Source organism: Kribbella sp. C-35 (assembly GCF_046549195.1).
Taxonomy (GTDB): Bacteria; Actinomycetota; Actinomycetes; order Propionibacteriales; family Kribbellaceae; genus Kribbella.
The window spans coordinates 346643-369056 of record NZ_JAJPWG010000005.1; the positions used below are offsets into that span (position 1 = coordinate 346643).

Below are 22414 nucleotides of genomic sequence, written 5' to 3' on the forward strand. Positions count from 1 at the left end.
CTTGTCCGGGTTGCAATCGAACCGGGGCCGGACGCAACGAATCGGGTGGTTCGGAGCGTTCTTGTGGTGGAGAGGGGGGCGGGTGGCTGCACAGTCGAAGAGACGGCTGGGGACGACGGTCGCGCTGACGCTTGCCTGCGTCCTGGTCTGCGGCGTCGCGTTCGCCGGTGCCGTCTTCGTCCTGATGCCAGGCGCCCGCGACCGCAGTACGGCGCCCATCGGATCCCCGACGCCGTCGACGCCCAGCCAGCGACCCACCCCGAAACCCAGCGTCCCCGACACGACCTCGAGCGAGGAGCCGCTGCCGGGCGTCGACACCCCGGCCACTCCCCCGCCGTCGACCCCGGTCGCCAACACCGGCACGTACGAATGCCCCGGCTTCAGCGGCATCGACTCGAACGTTCCGCTGCCGATGCTGATGAACGACACGTTCTCCTGGGGCGACGATCCGCCGTACAAGGTCGGCAACGGGAACGGCGACATCAACTGGCGCTCCGACCCGTATCACAAGCCGAGCTGGTACATGTGGCTGCACTCGCTGCGCTGGCTGGGCAACGGCATCACGGCCGGGCAGCGTGGTGATCGCAAGGCGCTGACGCACGTGATGGCGATCATCCACGACTGGGTGCAGGACAACCCGTACTCGTGGAAGGGCGATGTCGGCGCGTGGGAGGCCACCATGCACCGCACCAACGTGCTGCTGTGCGCCCGCCAAGCGGTCCTCACCGGGTTGAAGGTCAGCTCGCTGCCCACGCAGTACGCCTGGCTCGACAAGGCGCTCGTCGACCATGCGCAGTTCATGATCGTGAACTGGAGCGGCAACTCGAACCACGGGACCGACGAGAGCATCGCGCTGTTCGGGGTCGGCTGCACGCTCAAGCGGCCGGAGCTCAAGAAGCTGGCCGTGGATCGGCTGGCCCAGGGCATCACCGTCGCGATCGATCCACAGGGCTCGACGAACGAGCAGTCGGTCGGGTACGCGATGTTCAACTACCTGCTGTGGGGTCGCGCGACCACCGCTCTGCAGCGGTGCGGATCGAACCCCGGACCGGTGATCGCGCAGCGACGTGCTGCTCTGTCGGAGTGGCTGGCGCTCGCGACCAAGTCCACGGGTGAGCTCCAGCAGGTCGGTGACGCCGTACGGCAGAAGCCGACCGGTGCGGCCGGGACCGCGCTCGACTACGTGGCCTCGCTCGGGAAGAAGGGGACGAGACCGTCCAAGCGGGTCGCGGTCTACGACGCCGGCTACGTCTTCGGCCGGACCGGGTGGGGCGAGACGCGGCCGTTCGCGCAGGAGTCGACGTACAGCATCCGGTACGGCGCCGCGCGGACACTGCACGGTCATGACGACCACATGTCGATCACCTACTCGTCGCACGGCCGGGACGTGCTGATCGACCCGGGGCACTCCGGGTACCAGCTCGACAAGTGGCAAGCGTGGTCGAAGAGTCAGGCCGCGCACAACGTGATGACCATCCCGTCGGCGGCCACCGCGAGCGTAGTGACGCAGTTGGTCCGCGCGTCGATCACACCGACCTGGGAGTCGTACTCGCTCGCCGACTCACCGGCGCCGGGAGTGACCCGGAAGCGCGACGTACTCGTGCTCAAGGATCCCGATCTAATCATCACGCTCGACCGCGGCCAGGCGACCGACACCCAGCGGTACGAGACGCTGTGGCACCTCGCGCCGGACCAGAAGGTGACGGTCCAATCCCCAACGGCAGCGGTTGCCGCGAAACCCGGCGACAAGTCCAAGACCTACCTGCTGCAGATCCCGTACCAGCAGCAGCCGGCCGCCGACGGGATCACCGTCGTTCAGGGCCAGCAGGACCCGGTCCAAGGCTGGTACTACCCCGACATCTTCCACCGTGCGCCGGCGCCTGTGGTCAAGTTCAACCGCAACGGGACGACCGCGACCATCCTGTCCGCGATCGTCCCGGCCGGCTCCACCGAAACCGTCACCTACAAGACCCGAACCGTCAGCGGCATGTTCTTCGTCGACCTGACCGTCGGCACCCGCAAGACGACCGTCCGGGTCCAGCAGGACGGCCGCCTCACCCGCATCAACTGACCCGCGCCGCCTCTGCCTTCTGGGCCGCTGTCTTCCTGGCCTCGCTGGCGAACGCCTCGCGGGGGCTCTGGACGGAGGCGAGCGACACGATGTCGCGGCCGTAGAACAACGCCACCAGCCAGATCGCCAGCACCCGCATCTTCCGGTCCCACGTCGGGACCGCGAGCACGTGGTACCCGCGGTGCATCAGCCAGGCCAGCAGGCCCTTGATGACGATCCGCTTGTACTGGAAGATCCCGCTGCCGAGGCCGAGCGTCGCGATCACGCCCAGACTGCTGTGCCGGTAGTTCTTCGGCTCCCGCCCCCGGAGCGACCGCAGCAGGTTCTTCGCCAGCAACTTCCCTTGCCGTACGGCGTTCTGCGCGTTCGGCACCGTGTACGCGCCCTTCGTGGGCGCCGCCAGGTCGGGCACCGCCGCGTCGTCGCCGGCCGCCCACGCGTCCGGGATCACCTCGGTCTCGGTACCGATCCGCAGGTCCGCCCGCACCTGAACCAGGCCGCGCTCGTTGTGCGGCAGGTCGGTGTGGTTGCGCAGCAGCCGGGTGGCGGCGTTGCCCGCGGTCCACACGATCAACTCCGAGTCGAACTCCGTCCCGTCCGACAGCACCACGTGCCCGTCGTCGGCCGACTGCATCGAGGTGTTCAGGTGCACGACCGCACCGCGCTTCTCGAGCATCTTCACCACCCACTCGCCGGGCCGGTCGCTCACCTCGGGCAGGATCCGCCCGGTCGCCTCGACCAGGTGGAATCCGAGATCGTTCTCGGACAGCTCCGGGTACTTCTTCAGCAACGCCCGCGCCAGCGACAGCAGCTCGGCGAACCCTTCGACACCGGAGAATCCGCCGCCCACGAACGTGACCGTCAGCAGCTTGCGCCGCTGCGGCCCCGGTTCCAGCCCGGCCGCCTCGTCGAACGCCGTGAACAGCCGGTCCCGGATCGCCACGGCCTCCTCGACGTGCTTCATCCCGATCGCCCGCTCGGCCACCCCCGGTACGTCGAACGTCCGCGTCACCGCACCGGCGGTCACCGCGATCACGTCGTACGTCAGCTGGTAGTCCGGCCCGTCCGCCGGGTGGATCGTCACCGTCTTGTCCGCGTGCGAGATTCCGGTCACCATGCCGGCCACAACCCGCGTGTGCTTCAGGTTCCGGCGCAGCGACACCGCCGCGTGCCGGGCCTCCACGGAACCGGCGACCACCTCGGGCAGGAACGGCTGGTACGTCATGTACGGCCGCGGGTCGACGACGATCACCTCGGCCTCACCGCGCCGCAGCTTCTTCTCCAGCCTCCACGCCGTGTAGAACCCGGCGTACCCGCCGCCCACCACCAAGATCCTGCGCACCGCTCTCTCCGTCCGTCGACTACTCACAGGTAAGACACTCGACCCGGCCGGATTGTGACATCGGCAGAGGCAAGAGACCTAACAGACAGCCAGGGTGTGACCGGGAAGACAGTCACACCAGGCCACTCTGCGGTGTCCTGATTGATGAGTCCACCCCAACACTCGCGAAGGAGAACAGATGAGCATCGCCGAGCAGCAGATCGCCACCTCGGTTCTGGTGATCGGGACCGGTGGTGCCGGGCTTCGGGCCGCGATCGAGCTGGCCGAGCAAGGGGTCGAAGTTCTTGCCCTCGGCAAGCGACCGCGGTCCGACGCGCACACCTCGCTGGCGGCCGGCGGCATCAACGCGGCGCTCGGCACCATGGACGCCCAGGACACCTGGCAGCAGCACGCGGCCGACACGCTCCAGGAGAGCTACCTGCTCGCGAACCCGGTCACCGTGCAGATCGTCGCCCAGGGGGCCGCGCGCGGGATCGAGGACCTCGAACGCTGGGGGATGCCGTTCGCGCGCGAGGCCGACGGGCGGATCTCGCAGCGGTTCTTCGGCGCGCACACCTACCGCCGGACCGCGTTCGCCGGCGACTACACCGGCCTGGAGATCCAGCGCACGTTGATCAACCGGGCGGTCCAGCTCGGCGTACCGATCCTGGACACCGTCTACGTGACCCGGATCCTGGTGAAGGACAACGCGGTCTTCGGCGCCTACGGTTTCGACCTGACGACCGGCCGGCGGTACGTGATCCACGCCGACGCGGTGATCCTCGCCGCGGGCGGTCACACCCGGATCTGGCGCCGTACGTCGTCCCGCCGCGACGAGAACACCGGTGACGCGTTCCGGCTCGCGGTCCTCGCGGGCGGGAAGCTCCGCGACCCCGAGCTCGTCCAGTTCCACCCGTCCGGGCTGATCGAGCCCGAGAACGCGGCCGGCACGCTCGTCTCCGAGGCGGCCCGCGGCGAGGGCGGCCAGCTGCGCAACGCCCTCGGCGAGCGGTTCATGGCCCGGTACGACGCCGAGCGGATGGAGCTGTCCACGCGGGACCGGGTCGCGCTCGCGGAGTACACGGAGATCAAGGAAGGCCGCGGGACCCAGAACGGCGGCGTCTGGCTCGACGTGTCGCATCTCCCCCGCGAGACGATCATGCGGCGGCTGCCGCGGGTGTACCAGACGCTGCTCGAACTGCAGATGCTCGACATCACCAAGCAGCCGATCGAGATCGCGCCGACCGCGCACTACTCGATGGGCGGCGTCTGGGTCCGTCCCGAGGACCACTCCACCGGCGTCGACGGGCTGTGGGCGATCGGCGAGGCCGCGAGCGGGCTGCACGGCGCGAACCGGCTCGGCGGCAACTCGCTGATCGAGCTGCTGGTGTTCGGCCGGATCGTCGCCGAGGAAGCCGCGAAGTACTCGATCGGCCGGCAGGCCCAGGTGCGTTCGGCCGACGCCGTCGCCGAGGCGCGCGCGGAGATCGACCAACTGCTGACGAACGACGGCCCGGAGAACGTCCGCGCCCTGCAGCGCGCGCTGCGCGACACGATGACGGCGCGGGCCGGCGTCGTCCGCGACGAGGACGGACTGCGGGCCGGGATCGCGGAGCTGTCCCAGGTGGAGGAGCGGATCACGCAGGTCGGCGTACATCCGGACATCGCCGGCTTCCAGGACCTGGCCCACGCCTTCGACCTGAAGGCGTCGGCGCTGGCCGCGCGGGCGACCCTCGATGCGGCCTTGGTACGGCGGGAGACGCGGGGCTGCCACAACCGCTCGGACTACCCGGAGCTCGACGAATCGCTGCAGGTCAACCTCGTCTGGTCGGGACCGGACGCGATCGACAAGGAACCGATCCCGCCAATCCCCGACAACCTGCGACACCTGATGCGCGACGTCGCAACCGACGGCAAATTGGTCGAGTGAGGTTCACCGCTCACGCGCAGATCATCCGGGAGTTACTGAAGCCTGACGAGCACGCGGAGGTTTTTCGCCTGGACCAGGTAGACGCCTCCGCGCACGTACGTCGCGGCGTTCGCTCTGGTGACGTGAATGACCGCGTTGCCGCTCCGGTCGAGCAGGAGCTGAACGGCCCGCTTCTCCTGGCCGACCGGGCTCACCCTCGCGATCTCGCCGTGATGCGCGGGCGAGGTGCTCAGGATCACGTCCGACTTCCGCCCGACCAGCGTCGGCACCGCTTCCTTGTCCGGTACGGCGATGCGCGTGCTGCCGGCGCCGGCCCAGTGCTCGAAGTTCCGGTACCACCCGTACGCCTTCCCGCCGACCGCAGTCGGAGCCGCCAACGCAGGTGAGGCCGCGAAGATGATCCAGGACAGGACGCCGGCACCGGCCAGCAAGGCCATCGTCTTCCGCGGCCAGCTCTTGTTCGGGTACTCCGTCTTCGCCAGCCGCCGGTCCGCGCCGGCCAGGTTGAGCGAGACCGCCTCCGCGACCTCACTCACCGCCGCCCCGGCCTGCCCTGGCGCTTTACCTGCCGCTCGCCGCCGCCGGGTGTTCGTGTACTCGACCGCGAGCGGGATCGTCAGTACGACGACTCCCAGCAGCAGCACCAGCCGCAGGCCCAGCACCGCGAGCCGCTTCGGGCCGGAGCGGAAGAAGAGCAGCCAGACCAGCACCAGAACCAGCAAGCTCAACGCCCACGGCCGAACCCAGAGCGGCAGGAACGACAGACTGTCCAGCAACCATCCCAACGGTGATCCGAGGACAACCATCACCGATCACCCGCCTTGGCCGAAGTCGGAGTCACCAGGCCGCTCATCGTCCTCCGCCGTCTCCGCGCGGTGCGCCGGCCGCGGACGATCCGTTGCAGCGCTCTCCACCTGCGGGTCCGGCGTCTTCTCGCCGGCCGACTCGATCGCACTGACCGCGGGGATCACGTCGCGGTGCCGCTGGGCATCCATGAAGGTCCCGACGCCCTTGGCCGCACTGTTCGGATCGGCCGCGAGATCGCCGCTCTCGAGTCGCTTGATGAACTCGAGGAACATGTTCTGCTCGCCCGCCTCGGAGTTCTGGAGTGTCGCTATGGCCATCTGGATGTTCTGCGCGGAAGGATCCATCAGCACCGCTTCCATCGCCGCCCCGCCGGCCGACTTCAGGTTGTCGCCGATCGCCTGCTGCAGCAGCTCCCGCTGCTTGAGCGTCAGCTCGAGACCGGCGAGCTTGTCGACACCCCTGGCCACCGTCAACTGCTTGGCAGTCCGGGCCTGCCGCAGCTCGACCAGGTGGGTAGCCGCCGCGTCGTCGTCGCGAACGACGACGTCGCGAACGGTCACGGTGAGCCACGGCGGGAGGTCGGTCAGATCCCTCCCGACCAACTCGTCGTTCAGCAGATCCTCCGCCAGCTTGCGCAGGTAGAGGACCGGATCGGCCAGGTTCTCGGTCGGGAACTCCTGATTCCGCAGAGTGCGCTTCAGCAGCGCCGACAAGGTCGGCCGGAACTGGTCCTCGAGCGAGGTGATCCCGTTCAGCGCGAGCCGGCGGCCGAACGTGGCGTCCACGTCGACGTCGACATGCACGTTGACCGTCACGATGTAGCGCGCGTACGACGTACTGAACACATCGGCGTAGTCGAGTTGGAGGTCCCGTCCCCCGGCGTCGACGATCACCCACGAGACGTAGCCGGCGAACGCGCGCTCGCCGGCCGTCGCTCCGGAAGCGATCGTGGCCTGTCCGCCGGCATCGAGCAGGATCAACTGCTGACCGTGCTCCAAGTCGGGCAACTCCAGCCGGAGCCGGCGGAACTTGAACCGCCGCCGGTCGGGTTCGAACGTGCCGCTGCGTACGACCAGCGGCCGGTTGATCTGGGTCTGCGTCATGCGGTCACCTCACGAAGTCGGAAAGAACTGGTCCAGCAGCCGGCGTGCGATCACGCCGTCGGGGTTGTCACGGCGTTCCAGGGCCAGCGCGCGACGCAGGCCTGCGCCCAGTTCGGCGAGAGTGCCGAACTTCCTGGCCGCGTCCTTCGCGGCCCGAATCAACTCGGTCAGCACGCGCCGGTCGATCCGCTGCTCCTCCACCGCACGGACCAGATCCCGAACGGTCTTCTCGGTGGCCCAGCGGGCGTACGGCGCCGACCAGGTGCGCGCGAGCAACTCGACGAAGGCGCCCATCGCCTCCGCTTCCTGGCCGCCCAGGAGCGACCGGAGCGAGTCGGCTGCGTTCTCGTCCTTGGTCGTCAGCGCGTGAACGGCGTACCCGAAGACCCACATCGACTGGCGCATCTCGCGCCTGGAGCCCGGCCATCGACCGGAGGCGACCTCGGCCAGCAGGTTCAGCACTGCCAGCCGGACCAGCCGAGCGTCGTCGCCGGCCGCACAGAGCATTCCGAGCCGCCGGGCCGCGACAGTCGCGAGATGGTCGCCCGCGAACGTCTCCAGCCAGAGCCGGATCGGCGCCTCGGACTCGACGTCCCAGGCTCCGAGCAGATCGCCGTACGCGATGATCGCGCAGAATCTGAGATCGAATTGCCCGCTGTCGATCCAGGCATCGGCGAGTCGCAGGCCGATATCGCTGGGGAGGTCCAAGATCGTCGGCACCCCAAGAGCCTGCGCAGCCGCCACCGACGGCCAGTAGCCGTCCCCCATCGCCCACGGACCGATGAGCGTCGACTCCACGTACCGCGGGTCGATCGTCAGCAGCACGCCGGCGGCCTTGACGGCGCCGGCCCACAACTCGGACGGCCGGCCGGCCAGCGTCGTGAGCCAGTCCAGGAAACCCTTCCGGAAGCCGGAGCCTTCGTTGTTCCACAAATACTCCAGCACCTGCACGTGTTCGAGACGCGCCTCGAGCACATAGACGGTCTCGTCGTGGATCCCGCCGTACCGGGACTCCACCGGCTGGGTTGTCGTCGTCACCAGGCCCGCAGCCAGCGCGGCGGCGGTGGTCCGGCGAAAGCCCGGCGTCGCATCGTCCCCGAGCAGCTTGGCTTCGAGGATGTCGATCTGTTCGTCCAGATCGGTCCGCGGTGCACCGTCGCAGGTCGCCACACACGCGAGTGCGGCAACCTCGCGCGCCGACCGCTCCGTCTCGAACCAGGTGTCGAGCGCCGCCGTCGTGACCACCCCGGGCAGGACCCGTTGAAGATCCTCGTCGGACACCTCCGGGTCCGCCTGCAGCTTGGCGACCATCGTGTCCATGACGGCGAACGAGACTGTCCCGGTCTGCGCACCGGCGACCTGCCTGATCCGGCGTACGGTCTCCTCGTCGGCCGGGTGCAGTTCGAAGTAGGCGGCGACGAGCGCGAACTTCGGTACCTCCGACGCCTGGACGACGGGCAAGGCCCGGTTGGTCTTCGACGGCGTCCCCTGGGTCGTGATCAGCAGCCGCCCGGAGCCGCCCAGCTTCTCCTGCAGCATCTCGAGCTGGAACTCGTTCAGCGCCTCCACGAACGACACCGGAGCATTCGCGAGCAGGAAGCAGGCGTTTTCGTGCTTGCTTTTCAATTGCTCGATTGAAGCGACCAGATCCTCGAACCCGAGGCCGCTCGGCAATTGCAGGATCGGCGTCATTCCGGCGCGTTCCAGCGCAACCAGGCAGGCGGATCGCTTTCCCATCCCGGAACTGCCGCAGACGGCAACGACCGCAGCGCCCGCGGACAATGCGTCGCGCAGCGCGGTCAGCGTTCCCGACTCGACATGCCTTGCGGCGAGCTCGACGGCAATCCCGGTTCGGTTGCCGACAACTGCAGCTTTCCGGAACCGTCTTGGAACGACACCGAGCCGTAGAACTGCGGGTTGATCAGGGCGTTCTTGGCCCGGACCCCGGCGTCGACAGGCTGCGTCGGTGTGGCCGTGTCCTCGGACTCGTCCGACTGCACCTTCGCCGGCGCTTTCTTCTCCTCAGGCACCTTTGACGACTCTCCCTGAGCCGTCTTCCCGGCCTGTTCACCCGCCGGCTTCTCCGGTTCGGGTGTGGCCGTATCCCCTTGTTTTACTGCCTCTGCGGGCTGCTGACCGCCATCCAGGCGTTCGTCACCCGCGGAGGCCCCCGGTTCCTCCGTCATCCGTGCCGAGCCTGCTACTCGAAGATGACCGGCGCGTTGAAGTTGGCGTCGTTGACGACGTTGGCCTTGCCGTACACGGTGACGTTCGTGGGCCCGACTCGCCCCCTGGACAGCTGCACGAGTTCCCGGAGCTCATCGAGTCGGATCACCCCGTCGTCAACGCCTGCTTCCAAAGCAGCCACCACGTCCGGGTGGCCCGGATCCGGCCGGTGCAGGTACTTCTGTATGCGTCCGAGGATCTTTCCGGCCGCGCCGGCGAATTGCTTTCCTGCTGCTTTCGAGGCTTCTTCCACTGCGGCATTCGCTCCGGCTGCCAGCAGTGGCACCAGAACCTGCGCAGCATCGTTCACAACATCAGACATCACAAAACTCCCCCTTGGAACACCCCTCCCCGGTGTTCCAATTGGTGGAGCGTAGCGCACAGTGACGATCACGGAAAGCCTCCGCGCGCAGCGGTTGTTTCTGCCGAATTACCGCGCTGTTTTCGTTAGTCGTTCGCGTCGCTTCGTCAGCAGGTCGAGGACCAGCGCCGGCGCCGGCCAGCTGGTGCGTCCGCGGCGGATGAGGGCGTAGGCGCGCATGCGGGGTTCGGGGGCGCGTAGGCGGCGTAGTGAGATGCCGGTGGTCTTCGGGTAGGTGGCGGGCATCAGGCCGACGCCGAGGCCGGCGGTGATCATTTCCTGGACGAGTTGGAGGCTGTCGGCGCGTTGGGTGATGCGGGGTTCGAAGCCGGCCAGGGCGGCGATGGTGCGGACGACGTGTTCGTCGGCGAGGTGGCGGGAGTTGACGATCCAGTCGCTGGCGGCGAACGCTGCGATGACGTCCACCGCCGTACCGCGAACGCGGCGGGAGCGGGACGGGACGGCCAGACTCCAGCTCGATTCCCACAGCGGGGTCGCTTCGAGGGACGGGTCGAGGGCCGCGGGAGCTAGGTTGTAGTCGTACGTGAGTGCGAGATCTACCTGGTCGCGCTCGAGCAGGGCCAACGCTTCGGGTGGTTCCTGTTCCTGGATCTCCAGCCGGACGGCGGGACACTCCTGCCGAAGCTGGTGGACGACGGGTAGCAGCGTGTCGCGGATCGCGGTGTGGAAGCCGGCGACGCGGACGGTCCCGGCGGGTTCGGCCGACGGGTCGAGGTCGGCGCGGGCCGCCTCGTGGGCTGCCAGGATCTGTACGGCGTGACCGGCGAGCCGACGGCCCGCGGGGGTGAGCCGGACGCGGCGGCCGTCAGGTTCCAGCAGCGGTGTGCCCACCTCTTTGGCGAGCGCGGCGATCTGCTGCGAGACGGTGGAGGTGGTGACGCCGAGGACCTCCGAGACGGCATGCATCGAGCCGAGCCGGGACAGGGCGAGCAGGAGTTCGAGACGGCGTACATCCATTCATTGATCATGAACGATTCGTCCAGGATTCTCACGTGGACGCGAACGGATTCGCCAGCTTCACTGGACACCATGCGCACACGGGAGAACGGGATCGCCTTCGCGGTCCTGTCGATGACGATGGTCCAGCTGGGACTGGCCGCTTCGGTCGGGCTGTTCGACCGGGTCGGGCCGGAGGGCGCCGCCTGGCTGCGGCTGGTGTGCGCGGGTCTGATCGTGCTCGTGCTGTTTCGCCCGCGGCCGAGCTCGTTCGATCGCAACGCGTTCCTGGCCGCGGTCGGTCTCGGCGTCGCGACCGCGGGTGTGACGTTGCTGTTCATGGCCGCCGCGGCGCGCCTGCCACTCGGTACGGCGAGCGCGCTCGAGTTCCTCGGTCCGCTGTCGGTCGCCGTACTGCGGAGCCGCGGGCGACTCATCTGGCCGGCGTTGGCGTTCGCCGGCGTACTGCTCCTGACGCAGCCGTGGCACGGGTCGGTCGACGGTCCCGGCGTACTCTTCGCGCTCGGTGCCGCCGCGTGCTGGGCGGCGTACATCGTCCTCACGCAGCACGTGGGTAGCAACGTCACCGGCCTGCAGGGGATGGGCGTCTCGCTCCCGGTCGCCGCGGTCGTGGCGACCGCTGTCGCCGGCCCTGCCACGATCCCGGTGATGACCTGGGAGTTGGTTGTCATCGGCTTCGGTCTGGCGCTTTTGTTGCCGGTGATCCCGTTCAGCCTCGAGTACCTGGCGCTGCGCCGCCTGGATGCCGGTGTCTTCGGCACGTTGATGAGCCTCGAACCGGCGCTGGCCCTGCTGATCGGGTGGCTACTGCTCGGCCAGTCCCCCACGCTGCTCCAGGCGTTCGGCATCGCGGGCGTGATCGCCGCCGGCATCGGCGCAGAGAAGGCCGCAAGCCGCCGCGCCCATCTAGGAGGCGCGGGACCGCTCGATCTCCTGCCCGCGGACGGTGTCCGGGAAGCGTGCGAGCATCGCGCGTAGCTCCTCAGCGTCCACGTTCGCGCCGAACGGCTCGGTGCCCGGTTCGAGACGCTTGCCCTCGGCAAGCGGTCCGGCGATGACCGGCTCGAAGCCGAACGCGTCGACGATCTTCGCAACTTCCTCCACGTCGGCCGGCTCACCGGCGACGGCAATGGCCTTGCGAGGAGACAGGTGGGCGCCTTCGTCGAGGTCGTGGTAGCCCATGTGGTTGAAGGCCTTGACCAAGCGCGACTCCGGGAGGAACCGCTGGACGATCTCCGAGGACGACGTCCGCGGATCGGTGAGATCGTCGCGGATACCGTCGACCTCCCACCAGTAGTTCATCGCGTCGACGACCAACTTGCCGCGCAGGGCCTCGACCGGGACAGTGCGGTGCTTGCCCAGCGGCAGCGCCAGGATCACCACATCGGCCTCAGCGACTGCTTCGGCCGCGGTCGTGGCCACCGCGCCGGGCGTGACGACCTCGACGATCAGCGCGATCTTCGAGACGTCACCAGAACCCGCGATCAGCACGCGGTACCCGGCCGCGACCGCCAGCCGCGCCAGCACCGTCCCGACCTTCCCGGCCCCCAGGATCGCGATCGTCGTCACTTGGACTCCGCCAGGATCTCGCGCACCAAGGGAATCACCTTCGTGCCGTACAGCTCGACCGCCTTCAGCCGCGCACTCACAGGCAGCGGACCACCCGAGTAGATCAGGTCGAACCGCTCCACCCCGAGCGCCTGCACCGCAGCCGCGATCCGGCGGGCCACCGTCTCCGGCGAACCGACGTACATGGACCCGTGCAGCACCTCGGACTCGAACTCCTCGCGCTTCAGCGGCGGCCAGCCGCGCAACGCCCCGATCCGGTCGCGCATCACCTTGTACGGCGCGTAGTAGATCTCCTTCGCCTGCTCGTCGGTCTCCGCGACGAACCCCGGCGAGTGCATCCCGACCGGATGCGCGACGGTCCCGAACTGCTGCGCCGCCCGCTTGTACAGATCGATGTACGGCGCGAACCGCTCCGGCGACCCGCCGATGATCGCGAGCATCAGCGGCAACCCGTAGTACGCCGTACGCACCACGGACTGCGGCGACCCGCCGACCCCGACCCACGTCTGCAGCCGGCCGGACTCGGTCTTCGGGTAGACCTCGATGTTGTCCAGCGCCGCGCGCACGGTGCCTTCCCAGGTGACCGGCTTCTCGTCGAGCAACTGCACGAACAGCTGCAGCTTCTCCTCGAACAGTACGTCGTAGTCGGCCAGGTCGTACCCGAACAGCGGGAACGACTCGGTGAACGATCCGCGCCCGAGGATCACCTCGGCGCGCCCGTTCGACAGCGCGTCCACGGTCGAGAACCGCTGGAACACCCGCACCGGGTCGTCCGAGCTCAGCACCGTCACGCCCGACCCGAGCTTGATGTTCGAGGTCTTGGTCGCGATCCCGGCCAGCACCGTCTCCGGGGACGAGATCGAGAACTCCGGCCGGTGATGCTCGCCGAGCGCGATCGCGTCCACGCCGATCTGGTCGGCCAGGACGGCCTCGTCCACCACCTGCCGGATCGCCGCCGCTGCCGTCACGGGCGCGCCGGTGTCGTCCACCGGGATGTCCCCGAACGTGTCCAACCCGAAGGCCAACTCGGCCATGTCCGCACTCTCCTGTCCGCTCACTACAACAAGTCTAGGTTGACACGTCAACACCAGACCGAGCGGGGTTCATTCCCGGGAGCGCCAGTGCCGGAGCTTGTCCGGGTTCAACACGATCCAGACGGCGGCCACCTTCGCACTGGTCACCCGCAGGCTGACGACCGCGACGACGCGTCCGGCGTCCCGCAGTACGACGCCCGGCTGGCCGTTCACCGCCTCGACCGTCAACGCCAGCTCCGGGCGCAGCAGGTCAGTCAGGCACCGGGCGACCTGCGTGGGCCCGTGGACCGGCTGGAGCTCCGCCGCCACCTGGCCGCCGCCGTCGCTGACGGCGACCACCTCCGCCGCGAGCAGGCTCCGGATCCCGCCCGTGCTGCCCGCCCGGCAGGCCGTCGCGAAGCGGTGGACGACGGCATGATCGCCCCGCTCGAACACCTCAACCTCCCGCTTCAAGCGATCGCGGTGAGCTTGGCCGGGTTCATCTGCCACAGCACCTCGTCGATCCCGTCGTCCGACGCGGTCACGGTGCAGACCGCGAACACATCGCCGCCGTCGCGCCGCAGCATCGCGACCGCGCGGCCGTTCGCCGTACCGAACTCCACCTCGACGCCGATCCAGAAGCGCTCGTGGAACGCCCGGTAGAACTTCGCCACCCGCTGCTGCCCGACCACCGGGAACTTCGACACCTGCCGCGCACCGTTGCCGTCGGAGTAGCTGATCGCGTCCTTCGCCAGCAGCTGCTCCAACGCACCGAGGTCACCCGACCGCGCGGCCGTGATGAATGCCGAGAGCAACGTCTTCTGCTGGCTCCCGCTGACCTCGGTACGGCGTTCCGCCTGGATCCGCTTGCGCGCACGGCTGACGAGCTGGCGCACCGCCGGCTCGGTCGACTGCAGCATCGCGGCCAACTCGTCGTACGGGTAGTCGAAGGCCTCCCGCAGGATGTACGCCGCCCGCTCGGTGGGCGACAGCCGTTCGAGCACGAGGAGGACCGCGAAGCTCAGCGCCTCCCCGCGCTCGGCGCCGAGGTACGGGTCGGCGCTGGTGTCGACCGGCTCGGGCAGCCACGGCCCGATGTACGTCTCCCGGCGGGCACGCGCGGACTGGCTCGCGTTGATCGCGAGCCTGGTCACCGCCGTCGACAGATACGCCACCGGGCTCTGAACCGCGCTGCGGTCCGCGGCCTGCCAGCGCAGCCACACCTCCTGGACGAGGTCCTCGGCCTCGGTGTGGCTGCCCAGCATCCGGTACGCGATCCCCATCAGCCGAGGCCGCACCTCGTCGAAGACCGCGACCGCGTCATCAAGCTCGTCAGTCATCAACGGGAGGATACGTCCCCGAATCCGTCTCCAGCGCCTCGATCGCGCTGTGCAAGCTGTTCAGGTCGGCCGTCTCCGCCTGAACCTCGAACGGATCGAGCAGCCACTCGCTGGGCGGCGCGTCCGCCGGCGGCGTACCCGCCGCGTTCAGCTCGATGTCCGCCTCGACCTCGGCGTCGAGTTCGCGCAGGAACGGATCGTCCTTGCCCATGGTCATCGACCCGCCTGCGCGGCGTACCACTCGTCGTAGTGCAGCTCGCCGAGGGTGGCTTCGCCGACCGGGACCAGGCTGCGCTCGGTGAGCTCGGAGCCGTAGTACCGCGCGTGCTCGTCGGCGACCACCTCACGGTTGTCACCGCGTCCGGCGAGCGCCTTGCGGAAGAACTCGTCCATCCGGAACTCGTCCGGCCCGGCGATGTCGAACCGCGCGTTCAGCGGCTCGCCGACCGCGGTCCGGGCGAGGTTCTTGGCGACGTCCTCGGCAGCGATCGGCTGCCAGGCGACCGGCGCGATGTGCACCTTGCCGTCGTCCCAGGTGCCCTCGTCGGCGATCGCGGCCACGAACTCGAAGAACTGGGTCGCATGCACCAGCGAGTACGGGAGTCCGGACGCCTTGATCAGTTCCTCCTGGGCGATCTTCGCCGCGAAGTAGTGGTTGTCCGGCATCCGCTCGGTGCCGACGATCGAGATACCGACGTGGTGCCGGACCCCGGCCTCGTCCTCGGCCTGCAGCAGGTTCCCGGTCGAGGTCTTGAAGAACTCCATCACCGGCCCGGCCTCGAACGACGGCGAGTTGGCCACGTCGACGACGACGTCGGCGCCCTTCAGCACGTCCGCCAGCCCTTCGCCGGTGATCGTGTTGACGCCGGTGCTCGGCGCGGCCGGCACCACCTCGTGCCCGTGCCCGGTGAGCAACGCCGCCAGCTTCGTACCGATCAGTCCGGTGCCGCCGATCACGACGATCTTCATCGCAGAACCCCTTCGCTTGTCTTGACCTGTCACCAGATAAGACAAGGCACCCACCCGGCCTGTGACAGTCAGGCGGTGAGTGCGGAGAGGTTTTTCAGAGTTGCCTGGATGACGTCCGCGATCGGTACGTCGTCCGGTGCAGCGATCCAGCGTTCGAAGGACACCCGGAACACCGCGACACCGGTCTCGGCCGCCAAGGCTGCGACATCCGGGGCGACGCCGCGTTCGAGCAGGCCGTCGGTGAGCGCCGTCGTCAACGTGGCCATCTTGATCAGCTCGCGCTCGCGCAGCTCCGGCGTCGACGTGATCACGGCGGCGCGCCGGCGGGAGTAGTCCCGGCGGATGTCGTCGAAGAACTCGGCCGTGGCGAGGACCGCCGCGGTCACCGCCTCCATCGGGGACGCGTCGGCCGGCGCCGCGGCGAGGGCCTCGACCATGTGCCGCTCGAGTTGCTCGGACCCGGCGAACAGCACCTCGCGCTTGTCCGCGAAGTGCCGGAAGAAGGTCCGCGCGGTGACCCCGGCCCGGTCGGCGATCTCGGCGACGGTCGTGCCGTCGTACCCGCGCTCGGCGTACAGCGCCATCGCGGCCTCCCGCAGCCGCCCGGCCGCGTCCGGCTCCCACCGTCCCATGCCGTCGATCCTAGCCGATGTCATCGAGTGACATCAGGGTGTAGCATCGGTGATGTCAGTCAATGACATCACTGGAAGGGCTCATTCATGCGCGTCTTCATCACCGGAGCATCCGGACACGTCGGCTCGGCGTTGGTCCCGGAGCTCCTGCACAACGGTCACCAGGTCCTCGGCCTGGCCCGCTCCGACGAGTCGGCGAAGCGGCTCACGGACTGGGGCGCCGAGGCCGTCCGCGGCGACCTGCACGACCTCGACCGGCTCCGCGCGGCAGCAGCCGCCGCGGACGGCGTCGTACACCTCGCCTTCCGGCACGACGCCATGCAGGCCGGCGATCTGGCCGGTGCGGCGGAGTCCGATATCGCCGCCCTGCAAACCATCGGCGACGCTCTCGCCGGCACCGACAAGCCCCTCGTGAGTACGTCGGGCACCGGCATGCTCGCCGGCGTGATCCAGGGCCGGGTGGCGACCGAGGACGACTACGACCCGAACGGCGGCTACCGCATCGATGCCGAGAACTACGTCGTCGACCTGGCCGCGAAGGGCGTCCGCTCCTCGATCCTCCGCCTCCCGCCGATCACCCACAGCCGCCTCGACCACCACGGCTTCGCACCGGCACAGATCGCGTTCGCCCGGCAGAACGGCTTCGCGGCGTACGTCGGCGACGGGACGAACCGCTGGTCCGCGGTGCACACCCTCGACGCCGCCCGGCTCTACCGCCTGGCGCTCGAGTCTGCTCCCGCGGGCAGCCGGCTGCACGCGATCCAGGACGAGGGCCTCGAGTTCCGCACGATCGCCGAGGCCATCGGGCGTGGGCTCGACCTCCCGACGCGCTCCGTCACGCTCGACGAGGCGCCGCAGTACCTCGGCTTCCTGGCGCGCTTCGCTGTGCTCGACATCCCGACGTCCGCGACCCGGACGAGTGAGCTGCTCAACTGGCAGCCCACTCACCCGAACCTGCTGGCCGACCTGGAGGCGGGCTTCTACTTCTAGACCTTCAGGACCGGCGCGACGACCTTGGACTTCGAGCCTTCGTACGCCGCCAGCAGGATGCCGAGGACCGCGATACCTTCCTCCTCGGTGTGCAGCGGGCGTGTCTTGCCGGAGAGCGAGTCCGCGAAGTGGCCGATCTCGGCGACGAATGTGTCGACCGGCTCGAACTCGAAGGTCTCGGTCTCACCCGACCGGAGACGGTAGGACAGCGTCGTACCGTCGCTGGTCAGTGAGCCGAGCTCGCCGACGGCCGAGAACCGCTCGGTGCCGGCGGCCGGCTCGTACGCCCAGCTGGTCACCAACTGGCCGACGACTCCGTTGTCGAACCTGATCAGAACCTGCGCGGAGTCCTCGCCCTCCATGAACTTCAACCGGTGAGTGGAGAGCATCGCGGTCGCCTCGACCGGCAGCCCGCCGGCGAGGTGCAGCATCAGATAGGTGGGGTGGTACCCGGTGTCGATGAGCTCGCCACCCCCACTTGTCTTGCTGCTCGCCCGCCAGCCCATCGAGCTCGGGTCGAAGTCGTTGTAGAAGCTGTCCGTCGTCCGCACCTCGTACACCGTGCCGATCGTCCCGGCCTGCAGCAGCTCCCGGGCCTTCGCGACCGCCGGCATGAACAACTGGTTGTGCGCGCACATCAGCGTCACGCCGTTCTCGATCACCGCCTTGCGAACATCCGCTGCCTCCTCGGCGGACAGGCACAGCGGCTTCTCGCACAGGATGTGCTTACCTGCCTCGGCGGCCGCGACGATCGCGTCCCGGTGCAGGTGGTGCGGCAGACAGATGTCGACCGCGTCCAGCTCCTCGTCGGCGAGCATCTCGCGGAAATCCGTGTACGCCGTGGCGCTCAGCTCCTCGCCGCGCTTCTTGGCCGTGTCCTCCACAGCGTCCGCGACCGCGGTGACGCCGATCCGGTCAGCGTGCTGCGTATAACCCTTGATGTGCGCCGAAGCGATTCCCCCGGCGCCGATCAGACCGACCTTGATCATCGGGACGTCCTCTCAGCTGTAGGAGATCACTCGGTTGGACTCGGCCGCCGCGTTCGCCGCGACCACGAGGCGGGTCAGCTCGACCGCGCGCTCGATGTTCTCGTCCGCACGCGTGCCGTTGGTGATGTGATCCACCCACTGCGCGAACGGATCCGGCGAGTGCTCGGGAACCGGCAACTGCTCGCCGTTCACGGTCAGCAGGTTGCCGGCGTCGGTGTACGTGAGCGTGCCCTCGGTCCCGAACAGTTCGATCGTGAACGGGTTGCTGCTCGCGAACCCCGCCTCGATCACCCCGATCTTCTGATCGCCGTACCCGGCCACCACGACAGCGTTGTCTTCCAGTCCGCGGCCGGCGACCGAGCGGTACGTCGCACTCACGGTCTCCGGCGTCGCGCCGAGGAAGAGCTGGATCAGGTACACCGGGTGGCAGCCGAGATCGGTGAGCGCCCCGCCGATCGCGGCCTTCGGCTCGAAGAATCGCTGCGGGAGCCAGCCTTCGTTGCCGTCGCGCGGGATCGCGCCGTCGTGCGAGAGCCGGACCCGGCCGTACGTCAACTGGCCGAGCGAACCCTTCTCGAGCACCTCCTGGATCGCGGTCGTGTAGCCGTGCGCGAGCCGCGGCAGCGAGACCGTCAGCTTCACGCCGGCCGCGTCGGTGGCGGCCACGATCTCCTCGGCCTCCGCGACCGTCGGAGCGAGCACTTTCTCTGTGTAGATGTGCTTTCCGGCCTGCGCGGCCTTGACCATGATGTCCCGGTGGACGTCGGTCGGCGTCGTGATCACCACGCCGTCCAGGTCGTCCCGGGCGAGCAGTGCGTCAAGGTCGCCGGTGAACTCCACGCCGAACTGGTCGGCGCCGGCCCGGCCGCGCTCCGCATCGTCGTCCCAGACGGCCACCAGGTCCGTCCCGGGGTGTTCCTGGGCCTGTCTGGAGTAGTCGCCGGCATGGACATGCCAGAAGCTGAGCGTCGCGATCTTCAGCGGGTTGGACACGCTGGTCCTCCTCAGTGGAAACCTTCGGAAACGTTTCTGATCGACCGTCGGCAGATCACGGTACAACGTTGTCAGGAGAGCGCAACAGACTTCCGGCGCGCCCGTTCACACGGTGAGACCCACGCGCAATCGGGATGCTTATAGTTATCCAGGAGTCCAGGAAATAGGTGGAGGGTCGCGATGAGTGAGCAGCCGGCCGGCGGGGATCTCTCGCGGTTGCGCCAGCTCAACGCGGCCGCCGTACTGCGGGAGTTGCGCGGCGATCAGCCGCTGACGCTCACCGAGCTGTCGAAGCGGACACGGCTGTCGCGCGCTTCGACGGAGGACGTGGCGCGGGACCTGCTCGGGCGCGGTTGGCTGACCGAGGTGGCGCCGGCGTCCGGGTCGGTCGGACGGCCGGCCAGGCGGTACCGGTTCAACGCCGGGGCCGGGCGGCTGCTCGGGATCGACATCGGCGGGCACAAGGCACTCGCACTCGTGACCGACCTGGACGGCGAGGTGATCAGCCAGGCGCGGCTCGAGATCGACCCGGAAGCCGGCCGCCGACAGCGGCTCGCGGCGCTCGACCGCTGCGTGGCGAGGGCACTGGCCGGGACCTCGTCGCGGGCGGCGGGTGGAGGTTCGGATGGGCAGATCTGGGCGACGGGTGTCGCGACGACCGGGCTCGTCGACGGGACCGGGAAGGTGATGTTGTCCGACTCGCTGCCGGAGTGGACCGGGGTCGACCTGGGTGCTCATGTACGGCGGCTTGTGCCGGGACCGGTCCGCGTCGAGAACGACTGCAAGCTAGCAGCGCTGGCGGAAACCTGGCGAGGAGTCGCGCGCTACGCGAAGGACGTCGTGTTCCTCCTCGCCGGCCTGCGCACCGGCGCCGGCCTGATCATCGACGGCAAACTCCACCGCGGCTTCGCCAACTGGTCCGGCGAAATAGGCGCCTTACCCGCCGCCGGCTGGCAACAAGCCCCCGCACACCTCCACGACTGGCTCGACGCAAGCGGAGCGGACGGGTTCGAGCGGGTGTTTGTGGCGGCTCGGGCGGGTGATCGGGAGGCGCTGGCGGCGGTTCGGGCCTACGTGCAGGATCTTGCGGTGGGGGCTTCTGCTTTGGTGCTGACGTTGGATCCGCAACTGGTGGTGATTGGGGGTGGGTTTTCGCGGTCGGCCGACGTGATGGTGGAGCCGTTGCGGCGGGAGTTGGATCGGTGGTGTTTGCGGACTCCGGAGATCCGGGTGTCCGCGTTCGCCGACGAAGGTGTCGCGCTCGGTGCCGTCCGGCTGGCGCTCGACGAGGTGGAATCGACCATCACGACCGGGCTCAGACCTTGACATAATTTTCCTGGACTCCATGATTATCCCCATCGCCCCGCCCAGCGAGAGGAAGCTTCGTGATGGGTCCGTACCGACTGTTGACCACATTTGCCACTGCCGTCGCCCTGCTCGCCACGCTGCTGGTCTCCCCCGCCAGCGCGACGATCAGCGGCGCCACCGCGACCAACACCGCCACGACCGTCACCTACCGCTTCGCCTACACCGGCGCCCCGCAGTTCCTCCGCGTGTACGTCGACACCGACCGCAACCCCTCCACCGGGTTCGCCCAAGCCGGCACCGGCGCCGACTACCTGCTTGAGAACGGCAGCCTCTACCAGCACACCGGCACCGGCTGGAGCTGGACGCTCGTCCGCTCCGTCACGTTCACCAACACCGGCGGCGTCGCGCAATGGACGGTCGACCGAGCCGACCTCGGCGAGACAGCCACCCCGAACGACGCCGACCTGATCTTCCAAGCGGAGGCCCCGCTCGAGACGTCCACGAAGTACACGCAGACCTACACCGGCGGCAGCAGCGGCGACGTGACCTACTCCCCGTCGACCGAGAACTTCGCCAACCCCGAGCGCGGCTTCTACCACCACACCGGTGACTGCGACAAAGCCGACTTCTCCCAGTCCACCCTGCAGAGTTACCGCACCAGCCAGGGCATCTCGCTGGTGATGTGCGTCTTCTACCTGGCCGAGTACAAGAACGGCCCGATCGCCCAGGCCGCTCTCGACCAGCTGCAGCAGCAGCTCGCCACGGTCCGCGCGGCGGGCCTCAAGATGATGCTCCGCCTCGCCTACACCACGTCCACAACAGGCGACGACGCCACCAAGGACCGCGTACTGGCGCATCTCGACCAGTTGGCGCCGTACCTCGCTGCTGGCCAGGACGTGATCGCCGTCGTTCAGACCGGTCTGATCGGCGCCTGGGGTGAGTGGTACTACACGCAGAACTTCGGCAACGCCGGCGTCGTCTCCGCCACCGACTGGGCGAACCGCAAGGCGGTCACCGACAAGCTGCTGAGTGTCGTGCCCTCGACCCGGATGATTCAGCTCCGTACGCCGAAGTTCAAGCGGACCATGTACTCCACCACCCCGGTCCAGCCCGGCGATGCCTACAACGGATCGAGCCTGTCCAGGATCGGTCACCACAACGACTGCTTCCTCGCCAGCGCTGACGACTTCGGCACGTACGAGAACCCGTCCGTCGAGTACCCGTACCTGCAGGCCGAGACGACGTACGTCGCGATGGGCGGCGAGACCTGCGCTGTGAACGCGCCGCGCTCCGAGTGCCCGACCGCGACCGCCGAACTCGCGCAGTTCCACTGGTCGTTCCTCAACAGGGACTACAACCAGGACGTCCTCAACTCGTGGAGCGCCTGCTTGGCCGACGTCACCAAGAACCTCGGCTACCGCTTCCGCCTGGAGTCCGGCACCTACCCGGCCACCGCCTCCCCCGGCGGCAGCCTGCCGATCAGCTTCACCGCCCACAACGACGGCTACGCGACGCCGTTCAACCCGCGCAACCTCGAGCTGGTCCTGCGGAACACCTCGACCGGCGCCACCTACAAGCTCCCGATCTCCTCCGACGCACGCCGCTGGACCGCGGGTACATCGACCACGGTGTCGCAGAACCTCACCGTGCCCAGCAGTCTTCCGGCCGGCTCGTACGCCCTGCTGCTCAACCTGCCGGATCCGCTCCTGTCCACTCGCCCCGAGTACTCGATCCGCCTCGCGAACCAAGGAACGTGGGACGCGGCGACCGGGATGAACTCGCTCCTGCACACACTCACTGTCAGCTAGGAGGTC

General features: G+C 68.6%; 22 protein-coding genes. 6 read left to right on the top strand and 16 right to left on the bottom strand.

What is annotated here, in order from left to right; genetic code table 11:
- Positions 1-82 precede the first annotated feature (82 nt).
- Positions 83-2071, top strand: coding sequence for a heparinase II/III family protein (locus tag ACLJOO_RS32055; RefSeq protein WP_410791315.1), 1989 nt, complete (start codon positions 83-85; stop codon positions 2069-2071).
- On the opposite strand, the gene ACLJOO_RS32060 is transcribed toward ACLJOO_RS32055, so the two are convergent.
- Positions 2064-3413, bottom strand: coding sequence for an NAD(P)/FAD-dependent oxidoreductase (locus ACLJOO_RS32060; protein WP_410791316.1), 1350 nt, complete (start codon positions 3411-3413; stop codon positions 2064-2066). The genes ACLJOO_RS32055 and ACLJOO_RS32060 overlap by 8 nt on opposite strands.
- 178 nt (positions 3414-3591) lie before the next feature.
- Between ACLJOO_RS32060 and ACLJOO_RS32065 the strand changes: the two genes are divergently transcribed.
- Entirely contained in the window at positions 3592-5322 is a 1731-nt protein-coding gene (locus tag ACLJOO_RS32065; RefSeq protein WP_410791317.1) for an L-aspartate oxidase, read from the top strand.
- A gap of 32 nt (positions 5323-5354) precedes the next feature.
- Here the strand turns inward: ACLJOO_RS32065 and ACLJOO_RS32070 are convergent, their stop codons facing one another.
- The 6 genes from ACLJOO_RS32070 to ACLJOO_RS32095 all read right to left on the bottom strand — a co-directional run bounded on the left by ACLJOO_RS32070 (position 5355) and on the right by ACLJOO_RS32095 (position 10797).
- Positions 5355-6098, bottom strand: a complete 744-nt coding sequence (locus ACLJOO_RS32070) for a hypothetical protein (protein ID WP_410791319.1) — start codon at positions 6096-6098, stop codon at positions 5355-5357.
- A 36-nt stretch (positions 6099-6134) separates the two neighbouring features.
- Positions 6135-7232: a hypothetical protein gene (locus ACLJOO_RS32075; RefSeq protein WP_410791320.1), complete on the bottom strand. Its 1098-nt coding sequence runs from the start codon at positions 7230-7232 to the stop codon at positions 6135-6137.
- 9 nt (positions 7233-7241) lie between these two features.
- Entirely contained in the window at positions 7242-8969 is a 1728-nt protein-coding gene (locus ACLJOO_RS32080; protein ID WP_410791321.1) for a hypothetical protein, read from the bottom strand.
- Positions 8970-9031: 62 nt separating this feature from the next.
- Positions 9032-9418, bottom strand: coding sequence for a hypothetical protein (locus tag ACLJOO_RS32085; protein ID WP_410791322.1), 387 nt, complete (start codon positions 9416-9418; stop codon positions 9032-9034).
- Positions 9419-9432: 14 nt separating this feature from the next.
- The gene (locus ACLJOO_RS32090; protein WP_410791323.1) at positions 9433-9780 is read right to left on the bottom strand and encodes a hypothetical protein; all 348 of its coding nucleotides are present in this window, start codon (positions 9778-9780) and stop codon (positions 9433-9435) included.
- Positions 9781-9888: 108 nt separating this feature from the next.
- Positions 9889-10797 carry a LysR family transcriptional regulator gene (locus ACLJOO_RS32095; protein ID WP_410791324.1) on the bottom strand — a complete coding sequence of 303 codons (909 nt, stop codon included), beginning with the start codon at positions 10795-10797 and terminating at the stop codon, positions 9889-9891.
- 72 nt (positions 10798-10869) lie between these two features.
- Here ACLJOO_RS32095 and ACLJOO_RS32100 point away from each other — a divergent pair, with 72 nt between their 5' ends.
- Positions 10870-11775 (top strand): EamA family transporter, encoded by a 906-nt coding sequence (locus ACLJOO_RS32100; RefSeq protein WP_410791325.1) that lies wholly within the window; start codon positions 10870-10872, stop codon positions 11773-11775.
- Here the strand turns inward: ACLJOO_RS32100 and ACLJOO_RS32105 are convergent.
- From ACLJOO_RS32105 to ACLJOO_RS32135, 7 genes are all read right to left on the bottom strand, one after another.
- Entirely contained in the window at positions 11704-12366 is a 663-nt protein-coding gene (locus ACLJOO_RS32105) for an NADPH-dependent F420 reductase (RefSeq protein WP_410791327.1), read from the bottom strand. The two genes, ACLJOO_RS32100 and ACLJOO_RS32105, sit on opposite strands and share 72 nt — an antisense overlap.
- Positions 12363-13424 carry an LLM class flavin-dependent oxidoreductase gene (locus tag ACLJOO_RS32110; protein ID WP_410791328.1) on the bottom strand — a complete coding sequence of 354 codons (1062 nt, stop codon included), beginning with the start codon at positions 13422-13424 and terminating at the stop codon, positions 12363-12365. Before ACLJOO_RS32110 ends, ACLJOO_RS32105 begins: the two co-directional genes overlap by 4 nt.
- 45 nt (positions 13425-13469) lie before the next feature.
- Positions 13470-13853 carry a hypothetical protein gene (locus ACLJOO_RS32115; protein WP_410791330.1) on the bottom strand — a complete coding sequence of 128 codons (384 nt, stop codon included), beginning with the start codon at positions 13851-13853 and terminating at the stop codon, positions 13470-13472.
- The gene (locus ACLJOO_RS32120; protein ID WP_410791331.1) at positions 13850-14719 is read right to left on the bottom strand and encodes an RNA polymerase sigma-70 factor; all 870 of its coding nucleotides are present in this window, start codon (positions 14717-14719) and stop codon (positions 13850-13852) included. Before ACLJOO_RS32120 ends, ACLJOO_RS32115 begins: the two co-directional genes overlap by 4 nt.
- Entirely contained in the window at positions 14712-14936 is a 225-nt protein-coding gene (locus tag ACLJOO_RS32125; protein ID WP_410791332.1) for a hypothetical protein, read from the bottom strand. The genes ACLJOO_RS32120 and ACLJOO_RS32125 overlap by 8 nt, the downstream gene beginning before the upstream one ends.
- Positions 14933-15688 (bottom strand): SDR family oxidoreductase, encoded by a 756-nt coding sequence (locus tag ACLJOO_RS32130; RefSeq protein ID WP_410791334.1) that lies wholly within the window; start codon positions 15686-15688, stop codon positions 14933-14935. Before ACLJOO_RS32130 ends, ACLJOO_RS32125 begins: the two co-directional genes overlap by 4 nt.
- 68 nt (positions 15689-15756) lie before the next feature.
- Positions 15757-16320, bottom strand: a complete 564-nt coding sequence (locus ACLJOO_RS32135) for a TetR/AcrR family transcriptional regulator (protein WP_410791335.1) — start codon at positions 16318-16320, stop codon at positions 15757-15759.
- An 87-nt stretch (positions 16321-16407) separates the two neighbouring features.
- On the opposite strand from ACLJOO_RS32135, the gene ACLJOO_RS32140 reads away from it, so the two are divergent.
- Positions 16408-17310: an SDR family oxidoreductase gene (locus tag ACLJOO_RS32140; protein WP_410791336.1), complete on the top strand. Its 903-nt coding sequence runs from the start codon at positions 16408-16410 to the stop codon at positions 17308-17310.
- On the opposite strand, the gene ACLJOO_RS32145 is transcribed toward ACLJOO_RS32140, so the two are convergent.
- Positions 17307-18299: a Gfo/Idh/MocA family protein gene (locus ACLJOO_RS32145; RefSeq protein ID WP_410791337.1), complete on the bottom strand. Its 993-nt coding sequence runs from the start codon at positions 18297-18299 to the stop codon at positions 17307-17309. The genes ACLJOO_RS32140 and ACLJOO_RS32145 overlap by 4 nt on opposite strands.
- Positions 18300-18311: 12 nt before the next feature.
- On the bottom strand, positions 18312-19292 hold the full coding sequence (locus ACLJOO_RS32150; protein ID WP_410791338.1) for a Gfo/Idh/MocA family protein: 981 nt from the start codon (positions 19290-19292) through the stop codon (positions 18312-18314).
- A gap of 180 nt (positions 19293-19472) precedes the next feature.
- Here ACLJOO_RS32150 and ACLJOO_RS32155 point away from each other — a divergent pair, with 180 nt between their 5' ends.
- Both ACLJOO_RS32155 and ACLJOO_RS32160 read left to right on the top strand, forming a co-directional pair.
- Complete coding sequence (locus tag ACLJOO_RS32155; protein WP_410791339.1) at positions 19473-20618, top strand: ROK family protein; 1146 nt, start codon at positions 19473-19475, stop codon at positions 20616-20618.
- A gap of 62 nt (positions 20619-20680) precedes the next feature.
- Positions 20681-22408 (top strand): DUF4832 domain-containing protein, encoded by a 1728-nt coding sequence (locus tag ACLJOO_RS32160; protein WP_410791341.1) that lies wholly within the window; start codon positions 20681-20683, stop codon positions 22406-22408.
- The last annotated feature ends 6 nt before the right edge of the window (positions 22409-22414 follow it).

Bases quoted from the DNA above. Each gene is read 5' to 3' on its own strand.
- ACLJOO_RS32065 (WP_410791317.1), top strand. From the start codon at position 3,592: ATGAGCATCGCCGAGCAGCAGATCGCCACCTCGGTTCTGGTGATCGGG.
- ACLJOO_RS32075 (WP_410791320.1), bottom strand. From the start codon at position 7,232: ATGACGCAGACCCAGATCAACCGGCCGCTGGTCGTACGCAGCGGCACG.
- ACLJOO_RS32080 (WP_410791321.1), bottom strand. From the start codon at position 8,969: ATGGGAAAGCGATCCGCCTGCCTGGTTGCGCTGGAACGCGCCGGAATG.
- ACLJOO_RS32085 (WP_410791322.1), bottom strand. From the start codon at position 9,418: ATGACGGAGGAACCGGGGGCCTCCGCGGGTGACGAACGCCTGGATGGC.
- ACLJOO_RS32090 (WP_410791323.1), bottom strand. From the start codon at position 9,780: ATGTCTGATGTTGTGAACGATGCTGCGCAGGTTCTGGTGCCACTGCTG.
- ACLJOO_RS32095 (WP_410791324.1), bottom strand. From the start codon at position 10,797: ATGGATGTACGCCGTCTCGAACTCCTGCTCGCCCTGTCCCGGCTCGGC.
- ACLJOO_RS32100 (WP_410791325.1), top strand. From the start codon at position 10,870: ATGCGCACACGGGAGAACGGGATCGCCTTCGCGGTCCTGTCGATGACG.
- ACLJOO_RS32120 (WP_410791331.1), bottom strand. From the start codon at position 14,719: ATGACTGACGAGCTTGATGACGCGGTCGCGGTCTTCGACGAGGTGCGG.
- ACLJOO_RS32125 (WP_410791332.1), bottom strand. From the start codon at position 14,936: ATGACCATGGGCAAGGACGATCCGTTCCTGCGCGAACTCGACGCCGAG.
- ACLJOO_RS32130 (WP_410791334.1), bottom strand. From the start codon at position 15,688: ATGAAGATCGTCGTGATCGGCGGCACCGGACTGATCGGTACGAAGCTG.
- ACLJOO_RS32135 (WP_410791335.1), bottom strand. From the start codon at position 16,320: ATGGGACGGTGGGAGCCGGACGCGGCCGGGCGGCTGCGGGAGGCCGCG.
- ACLJOO_RS32140 (WP_410791336.1), top strand. From the start codon at position 16,408: ATGCGCGTCTTCATCACCGGAGCATCCGGACACGTCGGCTCGGCGTTG.
- ACLJOO_RS32145 (WP_410791337.1), bottom strand. From the start codon at position 18,299: ATGATCAAGGTCGGTCTGATCGGCGCCGGGGGAATCGCTTCGGCGCAC.
- ACLJOO_RS32155 (WP_410791339.1), top strand. From the start codon at position 19,473: ATGAGTGAGCAGCCGGCCGGCGGGGATCTCTCGCGGTTGCGCCAGCTC.
- ACLJOO_RS32160 (WP_410791341.1), top strand. From the start codon at position 20,681: ATGGGTCCGTACCGACTGTTGACCACATTTGCCACTGCCGTCGCCCTG.